Origin of the sequence: Pseudomonas soli (assembly GCF_021283165.2) — a bacterium.
GTDB lineage: Bacteria > Pseudomonadota > Gammaproteobacteria > Pseudomonadales > Pseudomonadaceae > Aquipseudomonas > Aquipseudomonas soli.
Genome location: NZ_CP128543.1, coordinates 5,453,300 through 5,477,535 on the forward strand (window position 1 = coordinate 5,453,300; position 24,236 = coordinate 5,477,535).

A 24,236-nucleotide genomic window follows, 5' to 3' on the forward strand; every position below is an offset into this window, starting at 1 on the left:
CCATCATCCTAGCCAGCTGCAGATTGCAGATAAGCGTCACGCACCAATCTTTCCAGCCCGGCCAGGTCAGGCACCCGCGCCACCTGCTCGCCCACCTGCACTGCCGCCAGCTCCAGCGCGGCCAGTGGCACATCAACATAGTTCAACTGACTGTCGAGTTTGCACGAGCGCGGAATGCCCTGCAGCAGCAACGCCAGGAAGCGCAGGCCGGTATCCCCCAGTGCATTGAGCACCACTACCCGTGCCCGCTCGCCGCAAGTGGTCTGCCCGCCACAAGCGGCCTCGAAACCGATCAACGGCAAGCGCTGCTGGCGCCAGTCCACCCAGCCCAGGTGCCAGGCCGGCTCTCCTGGCTCGCAGGCGATGGCGCGATGACCAATCAATTCGGCCACCGCCACGTTGGGCAGTACCAGGGTGCGGTCGCCCAAGGGCAACAGCAGGCCGGTGAGGCTGCTGCGCTGGCCGGCGATATGTTCAAGCATGGGGTTGGCTCCAGTGGGCGATGCTCTGCAACAGGACCGACTCCTGGTAAGGCTTGCCGAGGTATTCGTTGACGCCGATGGCCATGGCCCGGTCGCGGTGCTTCTGCCCGGTGCGCGAGGTGATCATGATGATCGGCAACTGCGCCAGGCGCTGGTCGCGGCGGATACGCGTGGCCACCTCGAAACCGTCCATGCGCGGCATCTCGATGTCCAGCAGCAACACGTCCGGGCGGTGCTCTTCGAGCAGCGCCATGGCATCCACCCCATCCTTGGCGGTCAGCACGCTCATACCGTGGCGTTCGAGCAGGCGGCTGGTGACCTTGCGCACGGTCACCGAATCGTCCACCACCATCACCAGCAGCGGCCGACGCGGCACGGGCCCCGTCAGCAGATGCTGCCCCTGCGCCACGCCCGGCAGGCGCGCCAGGCGTCGCTGCTGGCCACGCAACTGGCCGAGCAGGTCGAGAATCAGCACCACCCGTCCGTCGCCGAGCAGAGTGGCACCGGACAGCCCCGGCACCGCCGCGAACTGCGGGCCCAGGCTCTTGACCACGATTTCGCGGCTGGGCGACAGGCTGTCGACCTGGATCGCGAACGATTGTTCGTGGGAATGGGTGAGCAGCACCGGCAGCGGTACGCTCTGGCCCAGCAGGTTGGGCTGCGCGCCCTCCTGCAACAGTTCGCCGAGGTAACGCAGTGCGTAGTCATGCCCGGCATAGCTGTAGCGTGGCGGGTCCAGCCGGTAGCAGGCTTCCAGCTCCGCCGGCGGCACGCGCACGATGCCCTCGATGGTGTTCAGCCCAATTGCGTATTGCTCATCCTCCACATGCACCATCAACGCCCGGTTCACCGACACCGTGAACGGTAGGCGGATCAGGAAGCGCGCACCCTTGCCGGGGCTGGACTCGATGCTCATCGAACCGCCCAATTGCTTGACCTCTTCATGGACCACGTCCATGCCCAGGCCGCGCCCGGAGATCTGGGTGATCTTCTCGGCCGTGGAAAATCCCGGGCGCAGGATGAACTGCAGGATCTCGTGGTCGCTCAGACGCGCCTGCGGATCGAGCAGACCGCGTTTGATCGCCTTGTTGCGCACCGCCTCCAGCGGCACCCCGGCACCGTCGTCGCTCATCTCGATGACGATGTCGGCACCTTCGTGCAGCAGGTTCAGGTGGATGGTGCCCTGCTCCGGCTTGTTGGCCGCCAGGCGCGCCTCGCGGGCTTCCAGGCCATGGTCGACGGCATTGCGCAGCATGTGCTCCAGCGGCGCGACCATGCGTTCGAGCACGCTGCGGTCCAGCTCGCCCTCGGCATTGCCGACCACCAGTTCGACCTGCTTGCCCAGTTCGCTGGCCACCTGTCGCACCACCCGTTGCAAACGCGGCACCAGGCGTTCGAACGGCACCATCAAGGTGGCGGTCAGCCCCTCTTGCAACTGGCTGTTGACCCGCGCCTGCTGCTGCAACAGGCTGTGCGCCTCCTGGGCCCGCTGCAGCAGGGTTTCCTTGAGGTCGAGCAGGTCCGAGGTGGACTCGAACAGCGCCCGCGACAATTGCTGCAACTGCGAATGGCGGTCCATCTCAAGTGGGTCGAAGTCGTCGTAGGCATCACCCTCGAACTGGTGCCGGCTCGAGATCCGCCCCTGGGTCTCGATATCCAGGCGCAACAGCTGGTCGCGCATGCGCTCCAGCGTGGTCTCCATCTCGTTGAGGGCGAACTGCGCATCGTTGACCTGCTGCTCGATGCGCCCGCGGATCACCGAATGTTCGCCGGCCAGGTTGCCCAGGTCGTCCAGCAGTTCGGCATCGACCTTGACCATGTCCCCGGCCCGCTCGGGGGCGACAGCCGGGGCTTCGGCCGGGGCGGGCTCAGCCTGGGACTGCCCGGCGGCGCTGTCGGTCAGCGCTGCACTGGAGAAGTTGCGGATATAGTCGATCAGCGCCGTCGCCGCATGCAGCGGCTCGCCCAGGCGCGCCGCGTCGAGCATGTGCGCCAGGCGGTCATGGCAGTTCTGCAGCAGGCTGAACAAGGCCGGCGTCGACGGCAGCCGTGCGGCCGCCAGCAGCTCGTAGAGGAATTCCAGCTCATGGGCCAGGTCGCCGATGGCGGCGATCTCGACCATGCGCGCCCCCCCCTTGAGGGTGTGCAGGTCGCGCAACAGGTTCTCCACCTCGACCGTGTTGCGCGGGTCGGCCTGCCAGCGCGCCAGGGACTGGGCCGCACTTTCGAGGATATCGGAGCTTTCCTCGAGGAAAACTTCCAGCAGTTCCTTGTCGCCTTCGCTTTCCTGCGTGTCGTCCTGCGCCTCGACCGGGCCAGGTGGCGGAGCGTTGTGACGGAAATCGCGCAGTTCACCCAGCAACTCCACCGCCGACAGCGGTGACTGTCCCTCGCGCAAGCTGCGCAGCATCCCGGCCAGGGCGTCATGGCTGCGTGCGAGCAGCTCGAACAGCCGCAGGCTTGCCCCGATCCGCCGGTCCACCAGCCCTTCGTAGAGCAGCGCGAGCTCCTGGGCAAGCACTTCGATCGCACCGATCGCAGCCATCTGCGCGCCGCCCTTGAGGGTCAGCACATCATGTTGCAACGCAGACAGCGGTGACAGGCTTTCGGGATCGTCCTTCCATTGCCGCAGCGCCTGGTCGGCGCCCTCGAGAATATCGGCGGCTTCCTCGAGGAACAGGTCAACGACCGCTGGGTCCGGTAGCTGACCTGCGACAGGCAGCGTTGTCGCGCCAGCTGCGCCTACCAGCCCCAGGGCCGCCGGATCGAGGGCATCATCAAGCAAGCCGTGCAAGGCGGCCAGGCAATCGGGGCGTGCTGTCGGATCCTGCCCGGCGGCTATTTCATCGAACAGGTCGAACAGCGCTTCGTGGGCCTGCCGGGCGATGGCGAAGAAACGCGGCGTCACCGCCAGGCTGCCCTCTTCGACCGCACCGTACAGGTCGAGCAACCCTTCGCAGACTTCATCCACCTGCCACAGCTCGGCCTGGTGCGCGCCATGGCTGAGGGTGGTCATTTCCTCGAGCAGCAGGTGCAGCTCATGATGCTGCGTGGCGTCGGCCTGCCAGTTGGCGAGCCGCGCCTCGGCGTCGAGCAGGACATCCATGCCCAGGGTCAGGAAAGTGGCCGTCAGTTGCGGGTCACGCCGGGCCCGGCGTGCCGGATGCGCCTCGGCCTGGTGCCTGGCCAGCCTAGCATCGACCGTTTGCCCGACCTGCTCGATCAACGCCGCAGCCCCCGGGATGGCAGCCAATGGCGTGCTGTCCAGCTGGGCCAGCCCCAGGTGGAACAGCGCACGTGCAGCCTCCAGCAGCTCGGTTTCGGCCTGCTGCAAAGGCAGGTGATGACCTTTGTATTCGCGCACCAGGCGGTCGAGCGCGGTGGCCAGCTCCGCCACCGGCATCACGCCGGCCATGGCGGCGCTGCCCTTTAGGGTGTGCAAGGCGCGTTGCAGGCTGTCGCTGACCCCTGTGCCTTGAGCATCAGCCATCTGCAGGAAGACATCGAGCCCGGCCAGGTGCCCTTGTGCCTCGTTACGGAAGATCTCCAGCAGCTGCGGATCGAGACCGTCGATGCTGGCACTGGCCGGCGTGTCGTTGAGCGCCAGCGCGTGCAGATGCCCGGCCAGTTGCTCGATTTCCGCAGTGGGCGGCAGTTGGCTGGCGGCGAAGTCGGCGAGCAGGTCGGGCAGGCGCACGAAGACCTGCTGCAAGGCCACCAGGCCTTCGGCACTCAGCGTGATGCGCCCCTCCAGCACCCGGTTAAGCAGGTGCTCGGCGCCCCAGGCAAGCTCCGCCACGGCCTCTGCGTGGACCATCCGCCCGCTGCCCTTGAGCGTATGCAGCGCACGACGCACCTCGATCAGTGAATCACGCAAACCATTGTCGGCACGCCAACGCAGCCATTGGCGCTCTATTTCAGGCAACAGTTCGCCGGCCTCTTCGAGGAACACTTCGCGCAACTCGTCATCGATCCCGTCCGCCGTCCGGGCGTCAGCCAAGGGGCGCTCGAGGCGCGGGCATTGCACGCCCAGGGCGGTCAGGCTGGCGAGGGCCATGTCGATGAAACGCTGGGCATCAGCCAGCGGGTCGGCCACTCGCCACTGCAACCAGGCCTCGCCGGCGCACAGGGCATCGGCCAGATGGGCCAACTCATCGGGCAGCGGCTCTTCCTCCACATGACCCAGCCAGCCCTGCACATATCCCGCACACCCGCCGAACACTTCGGCGGCAGCCGGAAGCATCAGCATCGCCAACGCCCCGCGCACCTGCTGCAGCAGACCGGGCAAGGCCTGCAGGCGCTGACGCGACCAGTCCGACTCCAGGCAGTCGCCGATCAGGTCCTTGGCCTGCTGCAGCACATTGAGCGACTCGTTGAGTACCAACTGACGAATCTCGGCCAGGTCAGAACCAGGCAGGTTGCCTGGCGAGGTCTCCTCCAGCGGCCCGACCATGCCGTTGAGGGTCGCCTCGACGTACAACAACGCCCCGGCGACATCCATCAACAGCGCCTCGTCCACCGCGCCGTCATTCTCGACCTGCGCCTGCAGCGCCAGCACCTGGTCGATGATCACACGTCGTGGCTGCTGGAAACCCAGCACTGCCAGAGTGTCGGCGACATGGCGCAGGGGCGGCAGCAACGTCTCCAGCGGTTCGCGTGGCGGATGCTCGCCACTGACGAAGGGGTCGAGACGGTCCTTGATGCGCATCAGGTCATCGCACAGCGCCATCACCACCGAACGCAGCGCGTCGCGCCCAGGACCGGCCTGCATGTGTTCACGCCAGCTCCCCAGGGAAAGATCGAGGTTGGCCAGGTCCGCCGCGCCAGCCAGGCGCTGTCCGAGGTCGCCCAGCAGGCTGCCTTGGGCCAGGGGTTCGGCACCGCGGCAGACCCGCAGCTGGTTGAGCAGTGGCATGACCACCAATGGCAGGTCGTGGCGTGCCCCGCGCAGGCGATCCAGGTAGGGCGGCAATTGCTCGAGCCCCCGGAACAGCGCGCCCAGGCAGTCGCCACGAGGGCGCACCTGTCCGTCGGACATGGCCCGCCCAAGCAGCTCCAGTTCCTCGGCCAGGCGCGTCGCGCCCGGCAATTCGAGCAAGTGCAGGCAACCGTGCACCTGGTGAAGGTTGTCGACAAAGAACGCCAGCATCGACAGGTCGCCCGGATCTGCCGAAAAACGCTCCAGGGCCTGTCGCGCCTGTGCCAGGCAATCAAGGATGGGGGCCTTGATCCATGCCAGGGCCACCGTGTCGTGGCGCTCGCCAGCCGTACTGCCCGGGCCGGCCATGCTTGCCCCGCTCACGACCGTTCCACCGGTCTGGGCAGGGTGAAACCGGATACCGAACGGCGCATCTCGCTGGCCATGCGCGCCAGGTGGCGGATGCTGTCGGCCGTGGCCCCGGAACCGGCGGAGGTCTGTGCGGTGATCTGCTGGATCACCGCCATGGTGTGGGAAATCTGCCCGGCAGACGACGTCTGCAACTGAGCGGCATCAGAGATGCTGTGGATAAGGTCGGCCATCGTCTGCGATACACCTTCGATCTCAGCCAGCGCCACGCCGGCGTCCTGGGCCAGGCGCGCGCCGCGCACCACTTCGGCGGTGGTCTGCTCCATGGAGATCACCGCCTCGTTGGTGTCGGCCTGGATGGTGCGCACCAACGCCTCGATCTGCCGGGTTGCCGAGGACGAGCGCTCGGCCAGGCGCTGCACTTCGTCGGCGACCACGGCAAAGCCTCGGCCAGCCTCACCGGCGAGCGACGCCTGGATGGCCGCGTTGAGGGCGAGGATATTGGTCTGCTCGGCAATGTCGTCGATCAGGCTGACGATATCGCCGATCTCCTGAGAGGATTCACCCAGGCGCTTGATCCGCTTGGCGGTGTCCTGGATCTGCTCGCGGATGTTGTCCATGCCGTGGATGGTGTTGTGCACCACCTCGTTGCCCTTGTTGGCAATGGCCACCGAGCGCTCGGCCACCTTGGCCGATTCATAGGCATGTGCGGAGACCCGGTCGATAGACTCGACCATGTCACCCACCGCCTCGGACGCCTCGCTGATCTGCTCCGCTTGGTGCTCCGAAGCCTTGGCCAGTTGGCGAGCGGTGTTCTGCGTGTCCTGCACCGCAGCAGCCACCTGCTCGGCGCTGTGGTTGATGGTGGCAACCAGATCGCGAAGCTGGTCAACCGAATAGTTGATCGAGTCGGCAATGGCGCCGGTGAAGTCCTCAGTCACCGAAACCGTGACGGTCAGGTCGCCGTCGGCCAGTTCCTCGATCTCGTCTAGCAAACGCATGATCGCCTGCTGGTTGCGTTCGTTTTTCTCGGCGGTTTCGCGCAGCTGGCGGTGCGTGGCGCGCACCATCACCAGGCCGATGAGGATGATCGAGGCCAGTGCCAGCAGGCCGAGCACATAGCCGCCGACGGTGTCGAGAGTGCGCCCGCCGGCCAGGTTCTCGAAGCCGTTGGCCAGGTGCGAGGCTTCGTCGAGCAGGGTCTGCGACAGGCTGAAGATGTTGCCGGCAGCCTCGCGCACGCGAAACAGTTCGGGCGAGGTTTCGAGAATCTCGTCCACCGAGCCCGAGACGAACTGGAACAGTTCGGCGATCTCGGCCAGGCGCGCCCGGGCATCGGTGTCCTCGACGCGGGTGACCTGAATCGCCGGATTGCCGGCGAGCATACCCTCGAGCACCTGGCCGAAACGGCTGGCGTCGCGGCCGAAGGCATCGGCGGCCTGCACCGAGGACTCGTCACCGGCGAGCACGGTGTTGACCGAGCCGAGAATGCGCTCGGCCAGCAGCAACTGGCGCTGGGCCACGGCCACCTGATTGGCCGGCGCACCGCTCTGCAGCAGGATTTCAACTACTTTCTCGTATTCGACCTGCAACTGCGGAACCGTTTCGGCCAGGGTGGCCGCGACCTGATGCAGCGACAGCACGGTCTGTTCACTGGCCAGGATGGTGTCGGTGTTCTTGCGCAGGTTCTCCCAGTCCTGGCGTACCGCATCCATTTCGTCGCGCACCGCGGCGGGCGCTGCGGGCAGGCCGGTGGCCTTGTCACCTTCGCGCAGGTAGCTCCAGCGTCGTTCGAAGTCGTTGCGTGCATCGCTGAGCAACCTGAACGCCAACGCCTTGCCCGCCGCAGCCTCGGTGGCGTTCTTGGCAATGCGCTGGGACAGCACGCGCAGCTCGCCGGCATGGCCTATGTACTGCTTGTCGTGGTTGGCCTGGGTGTTGAGGTAGGCGAAGTTGGCGAACAACAGGACGATCGACAGGATCAGCACCACGAACAGCACGGTGATCTGCGCGGTGCTACGCGGGCGTTGGGCCACGGCGGCGGGCGAGACGCCAGCTGCGGCAACGGTGGGTCCTGGCTTGTTCACGTCGAAAGTCCTCTACAACGCCACATCGAGAAAGCCCGGCGCCTGGGCCAGGGCGAACGGGCTGAAGATCGCCCAATTACGCTCACGGGGAAAATGCCCATGTACGAAGGGCGCGGCCGCACGGATCAACGGTTGCGGCGGTGACAGCTCGAGGCTGCTCAGAGCGAAATGCTGCAAGCCGACCACCTCATCCACCAGCAGCCCGGCGAACAGCTCTTCATGATCCAGCACCAACACGCGCCGTTGCTTGCCCGCCGCGGCCGGGCCAAGGCCAAAAAACGCACACAGGTCCATCACCGGCAGCAGCCGCCCACGCAGGTTGGCCACTCCGCGCACCCAGGGCTGCACACCCGGCACCCGGCTAGCGCGGGGCTCACGCAGCACTTCGGCGACTTCGCCCATGGGCGCGACGAACCACTGTCCGGCAACTCGAAAACCGATGCCGCTCCATTGTTGCAGGCGGATGTCCTGCGGTGGCTGGTCGGCCACCAGCAGGCGGCAGCGCCGGTCGATGTCCAGCAGCAGTTCGAAGGCGGTCAGCGACGCGCCCTGGGGCCGGGTGGTCAAGCCTGCAGCACTTCTTTGAGCTTGGTGATCAGCGCGTCTTCTTCCACAGGTTTGGTCAGGAAGTCGCGGGCGCCCTGGCGCTGGGCCCAGATCCGATCGGTTTCCTGGTCCTTGGTGGTGACCACGATCACCGGAATGGCGCTGGTTTCCGGGTCCTTGCTCAACTGGCGGGTGGCCTGGAAACCGTTCATGCCGGGCATGACGATGTCCATCAACACCGCGTCGGGCTTCTCCTGGCGCGCCAGGGCCACGCCGTCGGCGCCGTTGTCGGCCTTGAGCACCCCATAGCCGTGCTTCTCCAGCCATTCGGTCAATTTGTACATCTCTGTCGGCGAGTCGTCGACAATCAGAACTCGGGCCATGCTGTTTCCCCATCAGGAAATAGAGACGCCGCCCTGCGTGGGCGGCGTCAGGGTGCGTGTGGATCCTGCGCGGCGAAGCCCGGCACGCAGGCACGGATCGCGTCGAGCAGTTCTTCCTTGCTGAAAGGTTTGGTCAGGAACTGGTCGGAACCGACCACCCGGCCGCGGGCCTTGTCGAACAGGCCGTCGCGGGAAGAGAGCAGGATCACCGGGGTGTCCTTGAACTCGCGGTTGTGCTTGATGATGGCGCAGGTCTGGTAGCCGTCGAGGCGCGGCATCAGCACGTCGACGAAGATGACCCGCGGTTTGTGGTCGACGATCTTGGCCAGGGCGTCGAAGCCGTCACTGGCGGTGATCACCTCGCAGCCTGCCTCGCCGAGCAACATCTGCGCGGTGCGGCGGATCGTGCGGGAATCGTCGATCACCATCACCTTCAGGGGTTGTTCCATAGTTGCGCTTCTGCCTGGGAGCGAATTCGCCAAAAGGCCATGCAGGCCATGTGCCTGGCCTTTTTAGCACACTCCCGAAGGCCATTCCATCCGCCCGCCCCTTGACCGTGGGCGCGCCCGGCGCCACCCTGAGCCACTTTTCTTTCGTACCATGCGGCCAGTGCCGCCAAGAGGAACTACCCCATGAGCGTTCGCCTCGGGATTGTCATGGACCCCATCGCGTCCATCTCCTACAAAAAGGACAGCTCGCTGGCCATGTTGCTGGCCGCCCAGGCCCGCGGCTGGAGCCTGTTCTACATGGAGCAGCGCGACCTGTACCAGGGCCAGGGCAAGGCCCGCGCACGCATGCGCCCGCTCAAGGTGTTCGCCGACCCGGCCCGCTGGTTCGAACTGGGCGAGGAGCAGGACAGCACCCTGGCCGAGCTGGACGTGATCCTGATGCGCAAGGACCCGCCCTTCGACATGGAGTTCGTCTACAGCACCTACCTGCTGGAACAGGCCGAGGCCGAAGGCGTGCTGGTGGTCAACAAGCCGCAGAGCCTGCGCGACTGCAACGAGAAGCTGTTCGCTACGCTGTTCCCGCAGTGCACGCCACCCACCCTGGTCAGCCGCCGCCCCGACATCATCCGCGAGTTCGCCGCCGAGCATGGTGATGTGATTCTCAAGCCGCTGGATGGCATGGGTGGCACTTCGATCTTCCGTCACCGGGTCGGCGACCCCAACCTGTCGGTGATCCTCGAAACCCTGACCGCGCTCGGCGCCCAGCAGATCATGGCGCAGGCCTACCTGCCGGCGATCAAGGACGGCGACAAGCGCATCCTGATGATCGACGGCGAGCCGGTGGACTACTGCCTGGCGCGCATCCCGGCCAGCGGCGAGACCCGCGGCAACCTGGCCGCCGGCGGTCGCGGCGAAGCCCGCCCTTTGAGCGAGCGTGATCGCTGGATCGCCGCCCAGGTCGGCCCGACCTTGCGTGAAAAGGGCCTGCTGTTCGTCGGCCTGGACGTGATCGGCGACTACCTCACCGAAATCAACGTCACCAGCCCGACCTGCATCCGCGAGATCGACGCTGCCTTCAACACCAATATCGGCGGGCAATTGATGGACGCCATTGATCGCAAGCTTCAGGCGCGCTGACCGAGGACACGTGGCAACACCGCGCAGTGGGGTATGATGCCGGTCCTTTTTGACTGAGCTGCTGCCCCGCAGAGGCTCTGCACGAAAAGTCTTGAGACGCAGGTCAGGCAAGGCGAAAACAGCCGAGGAAGCGGAGTGTACTGGAGTACATGAGCATTCCGAGGCTGTTCTCAACGCAGCATGAACAAGTATCAAGGCTTTTCGTACAGAGCCTAGCGGTTGCTGGATACCCGATGACGCTTCCCGCTGACATCCCACCCGACCTGCTGCCACCGCGCGTTCGCCCGGTGGACCGGCTCGGTTTCACCCTGTTCCTGGCCGCCCTGGTGCACCTGGCGCTGATCCTGGGCGTGGGTTTCACCGTGGTCAAACCGGCCGAGATTCGTCACGCCATGGACATCACCCTGGCCACCTTCAAGAGCGAGAAAGCGCCCGAGAAGGCCGACTTCCAGGCCCAGGACAACCAGCAGGGCAGCGGCACCCTGGACAAGAAAGCGGTGCCCAAGACCACCGAGGTCGCGCCGTTCCAGGACAGCAAGATCAACAAGATCACCCCGCCCCCGGCGGCGAAACCGCAACCCCCCCCGGCACCGGCCAAGGCCGTGGTCGCCACCCAGGCGCCGAAGCCGCAGAAAGTCGAGCCCAAGCCGAAGGAAAGCAAGCCGCAACCCCAGCCCCAGGCAAAGGTTCCGGACTTCGACAGCTCGCAGCTGTCCAGCCAGATCGCCAGCCTCGAGGCCGAGCTGTCCCAGGAACAGCAGCTCTACGCCAAGCGCCCGCGCATCCACCGCCTGAACGCCGCCTCGACCCTGCGCGACAAGGGCGCCTGGTACAAGGAAGAGTGGCGCAAGAAGGTCGAGCGCATCGGCAACCTCAACTACCCCGAAGAAGCCCGGCGCCAGCAGATGTACGGCAGCCTGCGGATGATGGTGTCGATCAACCGCGACGGCTCACTGTACGAGGTACTGGTGCTGGAGTCCTCGGGCCAGCCAGTGCTGGACCAGGCCGCCCAGCGCATCGTGCGCCTGGCGGCGCCCTTCGCGCCGTTCACCGGGGACCTGGCGGAGTTCGACCGCCTGGAGATCATCCGTACCTGGCGCTTTGCCCGGGGTGACCGGCTGCAGAGCAACTGACCCGAGGGTGACGGGCACCCCGGTGGGAGCGGGAATACCTCCAGCCCTCTGCACACCTTGTCAGCCTCGCCACCTGGCGCCACACTAGCGGACATGAAGACCCTCGCCCCCAGCTACCTCAAGCACCAGTTCCTGATCGCCATGCCGCACATGGCCGATCCGAACTTTGCCCAGACCCTCACCTACATCGTCGAGCACAATGCCCACGGCGCCATGGGCCTGGTGGTCAACCGCCCGCAGGAGCTGAACCTGGCCGACATCCTCGAACAGTTGCGCCCGGACGATGAGCCGCCGGCCAGCACCCTGCACATCCCGATCTACCAGGGAGGGCCGGTGCAGACCGACCGCGGCTTCGTGCTGCACAGCAACGACCGCAGCTACCAGGCCACGGTCGAGCTGGAGGGCTTGTCGCTGTCCACCTCACAGGACGTGCTGTTCGCCATCGCCGCCGGCGACGGTCCGCGCAAGAGCCTGATCACCCTGGGCTACGCGGGCTGGGAAGCCGGCCAGCTGGAGGCCGAGCTTGCCGACAACGCCTGGCTCAACTGCCCCTTCGACCCCGAGATCATCTTCGGCGTGGCCAGCGACATGCGCCTGGGCGCCGCCGCCGCCAGCCTGGGGATCAACCTCAGCCTGCTGACCAGCCAGGCGGGCCACGCCTGATGGCCGAACTGCGCTTGCTGCTTGGCTTCGACTACGGCACCCGGCAGATCGGTGTGGCCGTCGGCCAGGTGATCACCGGCCACGCCCGAGAACTGTGCACGCTCAAGGCACAGAACGGCGTGCCGGACTGGAACCAGGTCGAGAAGCTGATCAAGGAATGGAAACCCGACGCCATCGTCGTCGGCCTGCCGCTGAACATGGACGGCACGCCCAGCGAAATGAGCGAACGCGCCGAAAAATTCGCCCGTCGCCTGCACGGCCGCTACAACCTGCCCGTACACACCCACGACGAACGGCTCACCACCTTCGAAGCCAAGGGCGAGCAGATGGCCCGTGGCGGCCGTCACGGCAGCTACCGCGACAATCCGGTCGACGCCATCGCCGCGGCCCTGCTGCTGCAAGGCTGGCTGGAGGCCAACACTTAAATCCGCTTTGCCGCCGGCGGCTTGCCGGCGCCCGCCTTCCGAGGAGCACGCAATGAGCCTACCCAATCCCGCCGACCTGATCCGGCAGATGGCCGTCGACCTTCGCGCCCACCTGGCCCGCCGCGCCATCGTCGAGTCACGCTTCATCGGTATCCGCACCGGCGGCGTGTGGGTAGCCCAGGCCCTGCAGGCCGAGCTCGGCGACCAGAGCCCGCTGGGTACCCTGGACGTCTCCTTCTATCGTGACGATTTCAGCCAGAACGGCCTGCACCCGCAGGTGCGCCCCTCGGAACTGCCTTTCGAGGTCGAAGGCCAGCACCTGGTGCTGGTGGACGACGTGCTGATGAGCGGGCGTACCATCCGCGCCGCCCTCAACGAGCTGTTCGACTACGGCCGCCCGGCCAGCGTGACACTGGTGTGCCTGCTCGACCTGGATGCCGGCGAACTGCCGATCCGCCCGAATGTGCTTGGCGCCACCCTGTCCCTGGGCGCCCATGAACGGGTAAAATTGACCGGACCCACGCCGCTCGCCCTCGAGCGCCAGGACCTCGCTCCCGCATCCGCCCTTTAAGAGTCCCCCGCGATGACGCCATTCGACGCCAAGCGCCCGCTGCAGCTCAATGATCAGGGCCAGCTGCGCCACTTCCTCTCGCTCGACGGTTTGCCCCGCGAACTGCTGACCGAAATCCTCGACACCGCCGACTCGTTCCTCGAAGTCGGCGCCCGGGCCGTCAAAAAAGTCCCGCTGCTGCGCGGCAAGACCGTGTGCAACGTGTTCTTCGAGAACTCCACCCGTACCCGCACCACCTTCGAGCTGGCCGCCCAGCGCCTGTCGGCCGACGTGATCAGCCTGAACGTGTCGACCTCCTCGACCAGCAAGGGCGAGACCCTGTTCGATACCCTGCGCAACCTGGAGGCCATGGCCGCCGACATGTTCGTCGTGCGCCACTCCGACTCCGGTGCCGCCCATTTCATCGCCGAGCACGTGTGCCCGGACGTGGCCGTGATCAACGGCGGTGACGGCCGCCACGCGCACCCGACCCAGGGTATGCTCGACATGCTCACCATTCGTCGACACAAGGGTAGCTTCGAGAACCTGTCGGTGGCCATCGTCGGCGATATCCTGCACTCGCGCGTAGCACGCTCGGACATGCTTGCGCTCAAGGCGCTGGGCTGCCCGGACATCCGCGTGATTGGCCCGAAGACACTGATCCCGATCGGCATCGAGCAGTACGGCGTGAAGGTCTACACCGACCTTGCCGAAGGCCTAAAGGATGTCGACGTGGTGATCATGCTGCGCCTGCAGCGCGAGCGCATGGCCGGCGGCCTGCTGCCCAGCGAGGGCGAGTTCTACCGCCTGTTCGGCCTGACCACCGCGCGCCTGGCCGGCGCCAAGCCCGACGCCATCGTCATGCACCCGGGTCCGATCAACCGCGGGGTGGAGATCGAGTCGGCGGTGGCCGACGGCAAGCACTCGGTGATCCTCAACCAGGTCACCTACGGCATCGCCGTGCGCATGGCCGTGCTGTCCATGGCCATGAGCGGGCAGAACGCGCAACGTCAATTCGAGCAGGAGAACGCCCAGTGACCCTAAGCATCATCGGCGCCCGGGTCATCGACCCTGCCAACGGCCTGGACACCATCACCGACCTGCACCTCGATGGCGGGCGCATTGCCGCCATCGGCGCGGCCCCGGCCGGCTTCAGCGCCAGCCGCACGATCCAGGCCGAAGGCCTGGTCGCCGCACCTGGCCTGGTCGACCTCGGCGTCTCCCTGCGCGAACCGGGCTACAGCCGCAAGGGCAACATCGCCAGCGAAACCCGCGCCGCGGTCGCCGGCGGCGTCACCAGCCTGTGCTGCCCGCCGCAGACCAAGCCGGTACTGGACACCTCGGCGGTCGCCGAACTGATCCTCGACCGCGCCCGCGAAGCGGCCAACAGCAAGGTCTATCCGATCGGCGCCCTGACCAAAGGCCTGGAAGGCGAGCAACTGGCCGAACTGGTGGCCCTGCGCGACACCGGCTGCGTGGCCTTCGGCAACGGCCTGAAAGAGATCCCCAACAACCGCACCCTGGCCCGCGCCCTGGAATACGCCGCCACCTTTGACCTGACCGTGGTGTTCCACTCCCAGGACCGTGACCTGGCCCAGGGCGGCCTCGCCCACGAGGGCCCGATGGCCAGCTTCCTCGGCCTGCCTGGCATCCCGGAAACCGCCGAGACCGTGGCCCTGGCCCGTAACCTGCTGCTGGTCGAGCAGAGCGGCGTGCGCGCCCACTTCACCCAGATCACCAGCGCCCGCGGCGCCCGGCTAATCGCCCAGGCCCAGCAGTTGGGGCTACCGGTCACCGCCGATGTGGCGCTGTACCAGTTGATCCTCACCGACGAGGCCCTGCGCGACTTCTCCAGCCTGTACCACGTGCAGCCGCCGCTGCGCACTGCCGCCGACCGCGACGGCCTGCGCGAAGCGGTGAAATCCGGGGTGATCCAGGCGATCTCCAGTCATCACCAGCCCCACGAGCGCGATGCCAAGTTGGCGCCGTTCGGTGCCACCGAGCCAGGCATCAGCTGTGTCGAGCTGTTGCTGCCACTGGCCATGACCCTGGTCGAAGATGGCCTGCTCGACCTGCCGACCCTGTTGGCGCGCCTGAGCAGCGGCCCGGCCAACGCCATGCGCCTGCCGGCCGGCGAGCTGAAAGTCGGCGCCGCCGCCGATCTGGTGCTGTTCGACCCGAAAGCCTCGACCGTGGCCGGCGAACACTGGTTCTCCCGCGGCGAAAACTGCCCGTTCATCGGCCACTGCCTGCCGGGTGCGGTGCGTTATACCTTGGTCGATGGACACGTCTGCCACGAGGCCTGAGTAACGCCCTCGCGGGGCAAGCCCGCTCCCACGAAGCCCCCTGGGGTCATCGTGTGGAGCAGGCCTGCCAGGCAATGCCTTGAAACAACCATTCATCCCTCTCGGTTGAAATCCTTCCCCCCTCCCCCCATATGAGTCTGCATCAGGCATTTTCGCCCCGCTGCGTGGAGACTCTCCCTTGACTACCATCGTTTCTGTCCGCCGTAACGGCAAAGTCGTCATGGGCGGCGACGGCCAGGTTTCCCTCGGCAACACCGTGATGAAAGGCAACGCCAAGAAAGTGCGTCGCCTGTACAACGGCCAGGTCATCGCCGGTTTTGCCGGTGCCACCGCCGATGCCTTCACCCTGTTCGAGCGCTTCGAAGCCCAGCTGCAGAAACACTCCGGCCACCTGGTGCGTGCCGCCGTCGAGCTGGCAAAGGAATGGCGTACCGACCGCTCGCTGAGCCGCCTGGAAGCGATGCTGGCCGTGGCCAACAAGGATGCATCCCTGATCATCACCGGCAACGGCGACGTGGTCGAACCCGAGGACGGGCTGATCGCCATGGGTTCCGGCGGTGGCTATGCCCAGGCCGCGGCCCGCGCCCTGCTGAACAAGACCGACCTGTCGGCCCGCGAGATCACCGAGGCCGCCCTGAACATCGCCGGCGACATCTGCGTGTTCACCAACCACAACCTGACCATCGAGGAGCAGGACCTGGCCGAGTGAATCAGTTGTTTTGGCGTCCCGCTCGCAGCGGGACTTTTCCACACTGATCACTGTGCTTGAGGACCCCATACATCATGTCCATGACCCCACGCGAAATCGTCCACGAACTCAACCGCCACATCATCGGCCAGGACGACGCCAAGCGCGCTGTCGCCATTGCCCTGCGCAACCGCTGGCGGCGCATGCAGCTACCCGCCGAGTTGCGTGCCGAAGTCACCCCCAAGAACATCCTGATGATCGGCCCCACCGGCGTGGGCAAGACCGAAATCGCCCGCCGCCTGGCCAAGCTGGCCAATGCGCCGTTCATCAAGGTCGAGGCGACCAAGTTCACCGAGGTTGGCTACGTTGGCCGTGACGTCGAGTCGATCATCCGCGACCTGGCCGACGCCGCGCTGAAGATGCTGCGCGAGCAGGAGATCGTCCGCGTGCGCCACCGCGCCGAGGACGCCGCCGAGGACCGCATCCTCGATGCCCTGCTGCCGCAGGCGCGGGTCAGCAGCTTCAGCGAGGAAGCCCAGCAGAGCAGCAGCGACTCCAACACCCGCCAGCTGTTCCGCAAGCGCCTGCGCGAAGGCCAGCTGGACGACAAGGAAATCGAGATCGAAGTCGCCGAGAACATGGGCGTCGAGATCGCCGCGCCGCCCGGCATGGAGGAGATGACCAACCAGCTGCAGAGCCTGTTCGCCAACATGGGCAAGGGCAAGCGCAAGGCGCGCAAGCTCAAGGTCAAGGACGCGCTGAAGATGGTCCGCGACGAAGAAGCCGGCCGCCTGGTCAATGAGGAAGAGCTCAAGGCCAAGGCCCTGGAAGCGGTCGAGCAGCACGGTATCGTGTTCATCGACGAAATCGACAAGGTTGCCAAGCGTGGTAACGTTGGCGGCGCCGATGTCTCCCGTGAAGGCGTGCAGCGCGACCTGCTGCCGCTGATCGAAGGCTGCACCGTCAACACCAAGCTGGGCATGGTCAAGACAGACCACATCCTGTTCATCGCCTCCGGCGCGTTCCACCTGAGCAAGCCGAGCGACCTGGTGCCCGAGCTGCAAGGCCGCCTGCCGATCCGTGTCGAGCTCAAGGCGCTGACCCCGGAAGACTTCGAGCGCATCCTCAAGGAGCCGCACGCCTCGCTGACCGAGCAGTACAGCGCCCTGCTCAAGACCGAGGGCCTGAACATCGAGTTCGCCGACGAGGGCCTCAAGCGCCTGGCCGAGATCGCCTACCAGGTCAACGAGAAGACCGAGAACATCGGTGCCCGCCGCCTGCACACCCTGCTCGAGCGCCTGCTCGAAGAGGTGTCGTTCAGCGCCGGCGACCTGGCCAGCGCTCACGACGAGACGCCGATCCACATCGACGCCGCCTACGTCAACAGCCACCTGGGTGAGCTGGCGCAGAACGAAGACCTGTCGCGTTACATCCTGTAAGACCTCAGGGGGGCCGCCTTGCGGCCCCCTTGCACAATGCCTGGAATCACTCGAAGCTTGCAGCTTGAAGCCAAAGAGAGAGTCACCCATGGCCCGCCTACCCACCGCGATCAATCTGCACAAAGCCTCCAAGACCCTCACCCTCACCTACGCCCCCGGCGAGGTCTACCACCTGCCCGCCGAGTTCCTGCGCGTGCACTCGCCTTCCGCCGAAGTCCAGGGCCACGGCAATCCCATCCTGCAATTCGGCAAGATCAACGTCGGCCTCAGCGGCCTGGAACCGGCCGGTCAATATGCACTGAAACTGACCTTCGACGACGGCCATGACTCAGGATTGTTCACCTGGGAATACCTCGAGCAGCTGTGCCTGCGCCAGGAGCAGCTATGGGCCGACTACCTCGACGAATTGCACAAAGCGGGCAAATCCCGCGACCCGTCCGAATCGGTGGTGAAATTGATGCTCTAGCTCAAGCCCCGCAAGCTTTAGAGCGCATTTTCTAATCTCATCTGCTTGAATGCCTGGATGACTGCCAAAGATTGGCTGTCTTGCGCATTACACGAAAGTCGGGTAACCAATGGAGCTGGCAAGTTCCCTGCATCGCCTCCGGGCAGGCAGGGCCAGGCCGGTATGTAGAGGTCGCGAGCGAAAGCAGGTTGTCTTCACACGCAGAAACCCCCGCAGCTCATCATCGGCACGCATCCGGTCGCAGCACCGCTGTTCCTTATCACTGGTCACCCGAGTAGCAGTACCGGGCTGTCACAGCACACCGGTACTCGTCTCAGGACAACGGAGCGTCGTAGATGAGTAACAAGAACAACGATGAGTTGCAGCGGCAGGCCTCGGAAAACACCCTGGGGCTGAACCCGGTCATCGGCATTCGCCGCAAGGATCTACTGACATCGGCGCGCACGGTATTGCGCCAGGCCATGCGCCAGCCCTTGCACAGCGCCAAGCACGTGGCGCACTTTGGCCTGGAGCTGAAGAACGTCCTGCTGGGCAAGTCGGCGCTGCAACCGGAAGGCGACGACCGTCGCTTCAGCGACCCGGCGTGGAGCAAGAACCCCCTTTATCGCCGCTACCTGCAGACCTACCTGGCCTGGCGCAAGGAACTCAACGACTGGATCAGCGAGAGCGACCTGTCGCCGCAGGACATCAGCCGCGGGCAGTTCGTCATCAACCTGGTGACCGAGGCCATGGCCCCCACCAACACCCTCTCCAACCCGGCCGCGGTCAAGCGCTTCTTCGAGACCGGCGGCAAGAGCCTGCTCGACGGCTTGTCCAACCTGGCCAAGGACATCGTCAACAACGGCGGCATGCCCAGCCAGGTGAACATGGAGGCTTTCGAGGTCGGCAAGAACCTCGGCACCAGCGAAGGCGCGGTGGTGTACCGCAACGATGTGCTGGAGCTGATCCAGTACAGCCCCATCACCGAGCAGGTGCACAGCCGCCCGCTGCTGGTAGTGCCGCCGCAGATCAACAAGTTCTACGTCTTCGACCTGAGCCCGGAAAAGAGCCTGGCGCGCTTCTGCCTGCGCTCACAGCAACAGACTTTCATCGTCAGCTGGCGCAACCCGACCAAGGCCCAGCGCGAGTGGGGCCTGTCCACCTACATCGACGCACTCAAGGAAGCCGTCGACGCGGTACTGGCAATCACCGGCAGCAAGGACCTGAACATGCTCGGTGCCTGCTCCGGGGGTATCACTTGCACGGCGCTGGTGGGCCACTACGCCGCCCTCGGCGAGAAAAAGGTCAATGCCCTGACCCTGCTGGTAAGCGTGCTCGACACCACCGTCGACACCCAGGTGGCATTGTTCGTCGACGAGCAGACCCTGGAGGCGGCCAAGCGTCACTCCTATCAGTCCGGCGTGCTCGAAGGTAGCGACATGGCCAAGGTGTTCGCCTGGATGCGCCCCAATGACCTGATCTGGAACTACTGGGTCAACAACTACTTGCTCGGCAACGAGCCGCCAGTGTTCGACATTCTGTTCTGGAATAACGACACCACCCGATTGCCGGCCGCCTTCCACGGCGACCTGATCGAAATGTTCAAGAACAACCCGCTGACCCGCTCCAATGCCCTCGAGGTGTGCGGCACCGCCATCGACCTGAAACAGGTCGACTGCGACATCTACAGCGTTGCCGGCACCGCCGACCACATCACGCCCTGGCAGTCGTGCTACCGCTCGGCCCACCTGTTCGGCGGCAAGATCGAGTTCGTGCTGTCCAACAGTGGCCATATCCAGAGCATTCTCAACCCACCGGGCAACCCCAAGGCGCGCTTCATGACCGGCGAGGATCGCCCGGACGACCCGGTGGCCTGGCAGGAGAACGCGGTCAAGCACGCCGACTCCTGGTGGCTGCACTGGCAGGCCTGGCTGGGTGAGCGCGCCGGCGAACTCAAGAAGGCACCTACACGCCTGGGTAACCGCGCCTATACCGCAGGCGAGGCCGCACCGGGAACATACGTGCACGAGCGTTGAGCCGAACCGCCGTGGTGCGCCTGGTGGCGCAGCGCGGCGCTACTTTCACCACAGAGTCACGCGCATGCCGCAACCGTATATCTTCAGGACCGTCGAGCTGGACGACCAGTCCATCCGCACTGCGGTCCGCCCGGGCAAGCCTCACCTGACGCCGCTGCTGATCTTCAACGGCATCGGCGCCAACCTCGAGCTGGTTTTTCCATTCATTGAGGCCCTGGACCCGGACCTGGAGGTCATCGCCTTCGACGTGCCCGGGGTGGGCGGCTCGTCCACGCCCCGTCACCCCTACCGTTTTCCCGGCCTGGCCAAGCTGACCGCGCGCATGCTCGACTACCTGGACTACGGCCAGGTCAACGTCATCGGCGTGTCCTGGGGCGGCGCCCTGGCCCAGCAGTTCGCCCACGACTACCCCGAACGCTGCAAGAAACTGGTGCTGGCCGCCACCGCCGCCGGCGCGGTGATGGTACCGGGCAAGCCCAAGGTGTTGTGGATGATGGCCAGCCCACGGCGCTACGTGCAGCCCTCCCATGTCATCCGCATCGCGCCGCTGATCTATGGCGGCGGCTTTCGCCGGGATCCGGACCTGGCCATGCACCATGCCTCGAAGGTTCGTTCGGGCGGCAAGCTGGGCTACTACTGGCAGCTGTTCGCCGGGCTCGGCTGGACCAGCATCCACTGGCTGCACAAGATCCACCAGCCCACCCTGGTGCTGGCCGGCGACGACGATCCGCTGATCCCGCTGATCAACATGCGCCTGCTGGCCTGGCGGATTCCCAATGCCCAGCTACACATAATCGATGATGGCCACCTGTTCCTGATCACCCGGGCCGAGGCCGTCGCCCCGATCATCATGAAATTCCTCGAGCAAGAACGCCAACGTGCGGTCATGCACCCTCGGCCAGCGGCACGGGGGTAGGAAGGCTTTTTATTGCGTCAGCACGGGCCTTTGCGGGCACTCCCAGGCAGGTGATGCGAGCCTGCAGGAGGTGCTTTACCCGCGCCAAGGCCAACGCGGAAATGGATCTGACGAAGGAGTGTTGGCATGAAGGACAAACCGGCCAGAGGATCGACACCGGTCCCCGCCACGAGCATGAACGTGCAGAACGCCATCACCGGACTGCGCGGTCGCGACCTGTTCTCGACCCTGCGCCAGGTCAGCCGGATCGGCCTGCGCAATCCGCTACACACCGCGCATCACCTGCTGACCCTCGGCGGCCAGCTGGGACGCGTGCTGATCGGCGACAGCCCCTACCAGCCCCACCCACGGGACACCCGCTTCAGCGACCCGACCTGGAGCCAGAACCCGTTCTACCGCCGCGGCCTGCAGGCCTACCTTGCCTGGCAGAAGCAGACGCGCCTGTGGATCGAGGAAAGCAGCCTGGCCGACGACGATCGGGCCCGGGCGCAGTTCCTGTTCAACCTGGTCAGCGACGCCTTCGCCCCTAGCAACTCGCTGCTCAACCCGCTAGCGGTCAAGGAACTGTTCAACACCGGCGGCCTGAGCCTTCTGCGCGGTGTCAGCCACCTGCTCGACGACCTGCGCCACAACGACGGCCTGCCACGGCAGGTGGACGAACGGGCCTTCGAGGTTGGCGGCAACCTGGCCGCCACACCGGGCGCAGTGGTGTTTCGCAACGAGCTGCTGGAGCTGATCCAGTACAAGCCCATGAGCGAGAAACAGTACGCCCGACCTCTGTTGGTGGTGCCACCACAGATCAACAAGTTCTATATCTTCGACTTGGGCCCGACCAACAGCTTCGTCCAGTACATGCTCAAGCAGGGCCTGCAGGTATTCATGGTCAGCTGGCGCAACCCCGACCCACGCCACCGCGAGTGGGGCCTGTCCAGCTATGTACAGGCCCTGGAGGAGGCGCTCAACGCTTGTCGAAGCATCAGCGGCAGCCGCGACCCCAACCTGATGGGCGCCTGTGCCGGCGGCCTGACCATGGCCGCGCTGCAGGGCCACCTGCAGGCGAAGAAGCAGCTGCGCAAGGTGCGCAGTGCCACCTACCTGGTGAGCCTGCTCGACAGCCAGTTCGACAGCCCCGCCAGCCTGTTCGCCGACGAGCAGACCATCGAGGCGGCCAAGCGCCGCTCCTACCAGCGCGGCGTGCTGGACGGCGGCGAGGTGGCACGGATCTTCGCCTGGATGCGCCCCAACGACCTGATCTGGAACTACTGGGTCAACAACTACCTGATGGGCAAGACGCCGCCGGCCTTCGACATCCTATACTGGAACGCCGACAGCACGCGCCTGCCGGCCGCGCTGCACGGCGACCTGCTGGATTTCTTCAAGCTCAACCCGCTGACCTTCCCCGAAGGCCTGGAGGTGTGCGGCACTCCGATCGACCTCTCGCAGGTCGGACTGGACAGCTTTACCGTGGCCGGCAGCAACGACCACATCACCCCTTGGGACGCGGTGTACCGCTCGGCCCTGCTGCTCGGCGGCGAGCGGCGCTTCATCCTGGCCAACAGCGGCCATATCCAGAGCATCATCAACCCGCCCGGCAACCCCAAGGCCTACTACCTGGAAAACCCCAAGCTCTCCAGCGACCCGCGGGCCTGGTTCCACGACGCCCAGCGCCGAGACGGCAGCTGGTGGCCCCTGTGGCTGGAATGGATAGAGCAGCGCTCCGGCACGCCCAGGACGCCACGCGACGAGCTGGGCAACGCCACTTATCCACCGCTGGGCCCCGCGCCCGGCAGCTACGTACTGGCACGCTGACCGGATGAAGACCCGCGACCGAATCCTCGAATGTGCCTTGCAGCTGTTCAACCGCCAGGGCGAACCGAACGTCTCGACCCTGGAGATCGCCAACGAACTGGGGATCAGCCCTGGCAACCTCTACTACCACTTCCACGGCAAGGAGCCGTTGGTGATCGGCCTGTTCGAGCGTTTCGAAGAGCAATTGATGCCACTGCTCGACCCGCCGCTGGACGTACGCCTGGATGCCGAGGACTACTGGCTGTTCCTGCACCTGATCGTCGAACGCATGGCCCAGTACCGTTTCCTGTTCCAGGACCTGTCCAACCTGACCGGGCGCCTGCCCAAGCTGGCGCGGGGCATGCGCAGCCTGATCAACGCCCTCAAGCGCACCTTGGCCGCGCTGCTGGCCAGTCTCAAGGGCCAAGGCCAGGTGACCAGCGAGACCCAGGCACTGGGGCAATTGGTGGAACAGATCACCCTGACCCTGATGTGCTCGCTTGATTATCAGCGCGTGCTTGGCCGCGAGGGCGATGTCGGCGTGGTGGTGTACCAGGTGATGATGCTGGTAGCGCCGCACCTGCAGCCCCCGGCGCGGATGGCGGCGGAGCAGCTGGCAATGCGTTATCTGGAAGGCTGAAGCACTCGCGGGGCAAGTTCGCCCCACGAGTGCTTGGCTTCGTGAGAGCGGGCTTGCCCCGCGATCCGTGCGACGCGATGTCAGGCCTGGGAGCCTGTGCTCACCGGTGCCGACGGCGTGTTGCCAGCCGGCGCCGCGCTCGGTGCCGGGGCAGCGGTGGCAGCAGGCGCCGGTGCAGCCGGCTTGGCGGCGACAGGCTTGGCTGGCGTCGCTTTCTTCACGGCCGGCTTCTTCGCCGCAGCAGGTTTTGCTGCAGGTCTTGCCGCAACAGGCTTGACCGCGGCCTTGGCAGCCGGCTTCGCGGCGGCGGTTTTCGCCGCAGGTTTCGCCGCAGGTTTTGCTGCAGCGGTCTTGGCTGCTGGCTTGGCTGCTGCCTTGGCCAACGGTTTGGCGGCCGTCTTGCTGGCGCTGGTCTTGGAAATTGGGGTGACCGAGGCACCGGTCAGTTTCTCGATCTGCTTGGTCAGCGAATCGACCTGCTGGTGCAGGGCCTTGATCTCATTGCGGCTGGGCACGCCCAGGCGCGAGATGGCGCTGTTCAGGCGCTTGTCGAAGGCTTCCTCCAGCTCGCTCCACTTGCCCAGCGCACGATCCTTCACGCCCGACACTCGCGAATTGGTCGACGACTTGGCGCTTTCAGCCACGTCTTCGGCGGTTTTCTTCGCCTGCTTCTCGGCCTTCTCGCCGTCTTTCACCAGCGAATCGAACAGCTTCGGACCGTCCTGGTCGACCTTGGAGTAGATACCCAAGCCAGCCAACCAGATCTTGCGGGAGTACTTCTCGATTCCGCCGATCCAGGAGCTGCCTTCTTTCTCGGTGTTCTTCTTGCCAGCCAT

General features: G+C 65.7%; 21 protein-coding genes. 14 read left to right on the forward strand and 7 right to left on the reverse strand.

Annotated features, from left to right (window positions below; all coding sequences use genetic code 11):
- Positions 1 to 8: 8 nt before the first annotated feature.
- The 6 genes from LU688_RS25155 to pilG all read right to left on the reverse strand — a co-directional run bounded on the left by LU688_RS25155 (position 9) and on the right by pilG (position 9,234).
- Positions 9 to 482 (reverse strand): chemotaxis protein CheW, encoded by a 474-nt coding sequence (locus tag LU688_RS25155; protein WP_094012341.1) that lies wholly within the window; start codon positions 480 to 482, stop codon positions 9 to 11.
- On the reverse strand, positions 475 to 5,769 hold the full coding sequence (locus tag LU688_RS25160; protein WP_160290838.1) for a hybrid sensor histidine kinase/response regulator: 5,295 nt from the start codon (positions 5,767 to 5,769) through the stop codon (positions 475 to 477). The genes LU688_RS25155 and LU688_RS25160 overlap by 8 nt, the downstream gene beginning before the upstream one ends.
- Before the next feature lie 11 nt (positions 5,770 to 5,780).
- Positions 5,781 to 7,805, reverse strand: a complete 2,025-nt coding sequence (locus tag LU688_RS25165) for a methyl-accepting chemotaxis protein (RefSeq protein WP_094012386.1) — start codon at positions 7,803 to 7,805, stop codon at positions 5,781 to 5,783.
- Between the two features lie 63 nt (positions 7,806 to 7,868).
- Positions 7,869 to 8,423, reverse strand: coding sequence for a chemotaxis protein CheW (locus LU688_RS25170; protein WP_038706921.1), 555 nt, complete (start codon positions 8,421 to 8,423; stop codon positions 7,869 to 7,871).
- A complete protein-coding gene (pilH, locus tag LU688_RS25175) occupies positions 8,420 to 8,785 on the reverse strand; it encodes a twitching motility response regulator PilH (RefSeq protein ID WP_023631715.1) in 366 nt (121 codons plus the stop codon). Before pilH ends, LU688_RS25170 begins: the two co-directional genes overlap by 4 nt.
- Before the next feature lie 47 nt (positions 8,786 to 8,832).
- The gene (pilG, locus tag LU688_RS25180; RefSeq protein ID WP_023631716.1) at positions 8,833 to 9,234 is read right to left on the reverse strand and encodes a twitching motility response regulator PilG; all 402 of its coding nucleotides are present in this window, start codon (positions 9,232 to 9,234) and stop codon (positions 8,833 to 8,835) included.
- Positions 9,235 to 9,417: 183 nt separating this feature from the next.
- Here pilG and gshB point away from each other — a divergent pair, with 183 nt between their 5' ends.
- The 14 genes from gshB (at position 9,418) to LU688_RS25250 (ending at position 23,400) form a co-directional block, all read left to right on the forward strand.
- Complete coding sequence (gshB, locus tag LU688_RS25185) at positions 9,418 to 10,371, forward strand: glutathione synthase (protein WP_046853923.1); 954 nt, start codon at positions 9,418 to 9,420, stop codon at positions 10,369 to 10,371.
- A 233-nt stretch (positions 10,372 to 10,604) separates the two neighbouring features.
- Positions 10,605 to 11,504: an energy transducer TonB gene (locus tag LU688_RS25190; protein WP_160290835.1), complete on the forward strand. Its 900-nt coding sequence runs from the start codon at positions 10,605 to 10,607 to the stop codon at positions 11,502 to 11,504.
- 93 nt (positions 11,505 to 11,597) lie between these two features.
- Entirely contained in the window at positions 11,598 to 12,167 is a 570-nt protein-coding gene (locus LU688_RS25195; protein WP_038706923.1) for a YqgE/AlgH family protein, read from the forward strand.
- Positions 12,167 to 12,592, forward strand: coding sequence for a Holliday junction resolvase RuvX (gene ruvX, locus LU688_RS25200; RefSeq protein ID WP_023633141.1), 426 nt, complete (start codon positions 12,167 to 12,169; stop codon positions 12,590 to 12,592). Before LU688_RS25195 ends, ruvX begins: the two co-directional genes overlap by 1 nt.
- A 52-nt stretch (positions 12,593 to 12,644) precedes the next feature.
- Positions 12,645 to 13,163 (forward strand): bifunctional pyr operon transcriptional regulator/uracil phosphoribosyltransferase PyrR, encoded by a 519-nt coding sequence (gene pyrR, locus LU688_RS25205; protein ID WP_038706924.1) that lies wholly within the window; start codon positions 12,645 to 12,647, stop codon positions 13,161 to 13,163.
- 12 nt (positions 13,164 to 13,175) lie between these two features.
- On the forward strand, positions 13,176 to 14,180 hold the full coding sequence (locus LU688_RS25210; RefSeq protein WP_038706925.1) for an aspartate carbamoyltransferase catalytic subunit: 1,005 nt from the start codon (positions 13,176 to 13,178) through the stop codon (positions 14,178 to 14,180).
- Entirely contained in the window at positions 14,177 to 15,448 is a 1,272-nt protein-coding gene (locus LU688_RS25215) for a dihydroorotase (RefSeq protein WP_094012339.1), read from the forward strand. The genes LU688_RS25210 and LU688_RS25215 overlap by 4 nt, the downstream gene beginning before the upstream one ends.
- Positions 15,449 to 15,626: 178 nt before the next feature.
- Positions 15,627 to 16,157 carry an ATP-dependent protease subunit HslV gene (gene hslV, locus LU688_RS25220; RefSeq protein WP_011536056.1) on the forward strand — a complete coding sequence of 177 codons (531 nt, stop codon included), beginning with the start codon at positions 15,627 to 15,629 and terminating at the stop codon, positions 16,155 to 16,157.
- A gap of 74 nt (positions 16,158 to 16,231) precedes the next feature.
- Positions 16,232 to 17,575 carry an ATP-dependent protease ATPase subunit HslU gene (gene hslU, locus LU688_RS25225; protein WP_046853918.1) on the forward strand — a complete coding sequence of 448 codons (1,344 nt, stop codon included), beginning with the start codon at positions 16,232 to 16,234 and terminating at the stop codon, positions 17,573 to 17,575.
- An 88-nt stretch (positions 17,576 to 17,663) separates the two neighbouring features.
- Positions 17,664 to 18,041 (forward strand): gamma-butyrobetaine hydroxylase family protein, encoded by a 378-nt coding sequence (locus tag LU688_RS25230; RefSeq protein ID WP_046853917.1) that lies wholly within the window; start codon positions 17,664 to 17,666, stop codon positions 18,039 to 18,041.
- A 335-nt stretch (positions 18,042 to 18,376) separates the two neighbouring features.
- Positions 18,377 to 20,056, forward strand: a complete 1,680-nt coding sequence (gene phaC, locus LU688_RS25235; RefSeq protein WP_023630549.1) for a class II poly(R)-hydroxyalkanoic acid synthase — start codon at positions 18,377 to 18,379, stop codon at positions 20,054 to 20,056.
- Positions 20,057 to 20,120: 64 nt separating this feature from the next.
- Positions 20,121 to 20,972 carry a poly(3-hydroxyalkanoate) depolymerase gene (gene phaZ, locus LU688_RS25240; protein ID WP_038706927.1) on the forward strand — a complete coding sequence of 284 codons (852 nt, stop codon included), beginning with the start codon at positions 20,121 to 20,123 and terminating at the stop codon, positions 20,970 to 20,972.
- Positions 20,973 to 21,098: 126 nt separating this feature from the next.
- The gene (gene phaC / locus LU688_RS25245; protein ID WP_094012338.1) at positions 21,099 to 22,781 is read left to right on the forward strand and encodes a class II poly(R)-hydroxyalkanoic acid synthase; all 1,683 of its coding nucleotides are present in this window, start codon (positions 21,099 to 21,101) and stop codon (positions 22,779 to 22,781) included.
- Positions 22,782 to 22,785: 4 nt separating this feature from the next.
- Positions 22,786 to 23,400 (forward strand): TetR/AcrR family transcriptional regulator, encoded by a 615-nt coding sequence (locus LU688_RS25250; RefSeq protein ID WP_023632837.1) that lies wholly within the window; start codon positions 22,786 to 22,788, stop codon positions 23,398 to 23,400.
- 80 nt (positions 23,401 to 23,480) lie between these two features.
- Here the strand turns inward: LU688_RS25250 and LU688_RS25255 are convergent, their stop codons facing one another.
- Positions 23,481 to 24,236 (reverse strand): phasin family protein, encoded by a 756-nt coding sequence (locus LU688_RS25255; RefSeq protein WP_160290833.1) that lies wholly within the window; start codon positions 24,234 to 24,236, stop codon positions 23,481 to 23,483.

Coding starts and splice junctions, on each gene's coding strand:
- LU688_RS25155 (WP_094012341.1), bottom strand. CDS start 482: ATGCTTGAACATATCGCCGGCCAGCGCAGCAGCCTCACCGGCCTGCTG.
- LU688_RS25160 (WP_160290838.1), bottom strand. CDS start 5,769: ATGGCCGGCCCGGGCAGTACGGCTGGCGAGCGCCACGACACGGTGGCC.
- pilH (WP_023631715.1), bottom strand. CDS start 8,785: ATGGCCCGAGTTCTGATTGTCGACGACTCGCCGACAGAGATGTACAAA.
- pilG (WP_023631716.1), bottom strand. CDS start 9,234: ATGGAACAACCCCTGAAGGTGATGGTGATCGACGATTCCCGCACGATC.
- gshB (WP_046853923.1), top strand. CDS start 9,418: ATGAGCGTTCGCCTCGGGATTGTCATGGACCCCATCGCGTCCATCTCC.
- LU688_RS25190 (WP_160290835.1), top strand. CDS start 10,605: ATGACGCTTCCCGCTGACATCCCACCCGACCTGCTGCCACCGCGCGTT.
- LU688_RS25195 (WP_038706923.1), top strand. CDS start 11,598: ATGAAGACCCTCGCCCCCAGCTACCTCAAGCACCAGTTCCTGATCGCC.
- ruvX (WP_023633141.1), top strand. CDS start 12,167: ATGGCCGAACTGCGCTTGCTGCTTGGCTTCGACTACGGCACCCGGCAG.
- pyrR (WP_038706924.1), top strand. CDS start 12,645: ATGAGCCTACCCAATCCCGCCGACCTGATCCGGCAGATGGCCGTCGAC.
- LU688_RS25210 (WP_038706925.1), top strand. CDS start 13,176: ATGACGCCATTCGACGCCAAGCGCCCGCTGCAGCTCAATGATCAGGGC.
- hslU (WP_046853918.1), top strand. CDS start 16,232: ATGTCCATGACCCCACGCGAAATCGTCCACGAACTCAACCGCCACATC.
- LU688_RS25230 (WP_046853917.1), top strand. CDS start 17,664: ATGGCCCGCCTACCCACCGCGATCAATCTGCACAAAGCCTCCAAGACC.
- phaC (WP_023630549.1), top strand. CDS start 18,377: ATGAGTAACAAGAACAACGATGAGTTGCAGCGGCAGGCCTCGGAAAAC.
- phaZ (WP_038706927.1), top strand. CDS start 20,121: ATGCCGCAACCGTATATCTTCAGGACCGTCGAGCTGGACGACCAGTCC.
- phaC (WP_094012338.1), top strand. CDS start 21,099: ATGAAGGACAAACCGGCCAGAGGATCGACACCGGTCCCCGCCACGAGC.
- LU688_RS25250 (WP_023632837.1), top strand. CDS start 22,786: ATGAAGACCCGCGACCGAATCCTCGAATGTGCCTTGCAGCTGTTCAAC.
- LU688_RS25255 (WP_160290833.1), bottom strand. CDS start 24,236: ATGGCTGGCAAGAAGAACACCGAGAAAGAAGGCAGCTCCTGGATCGGC.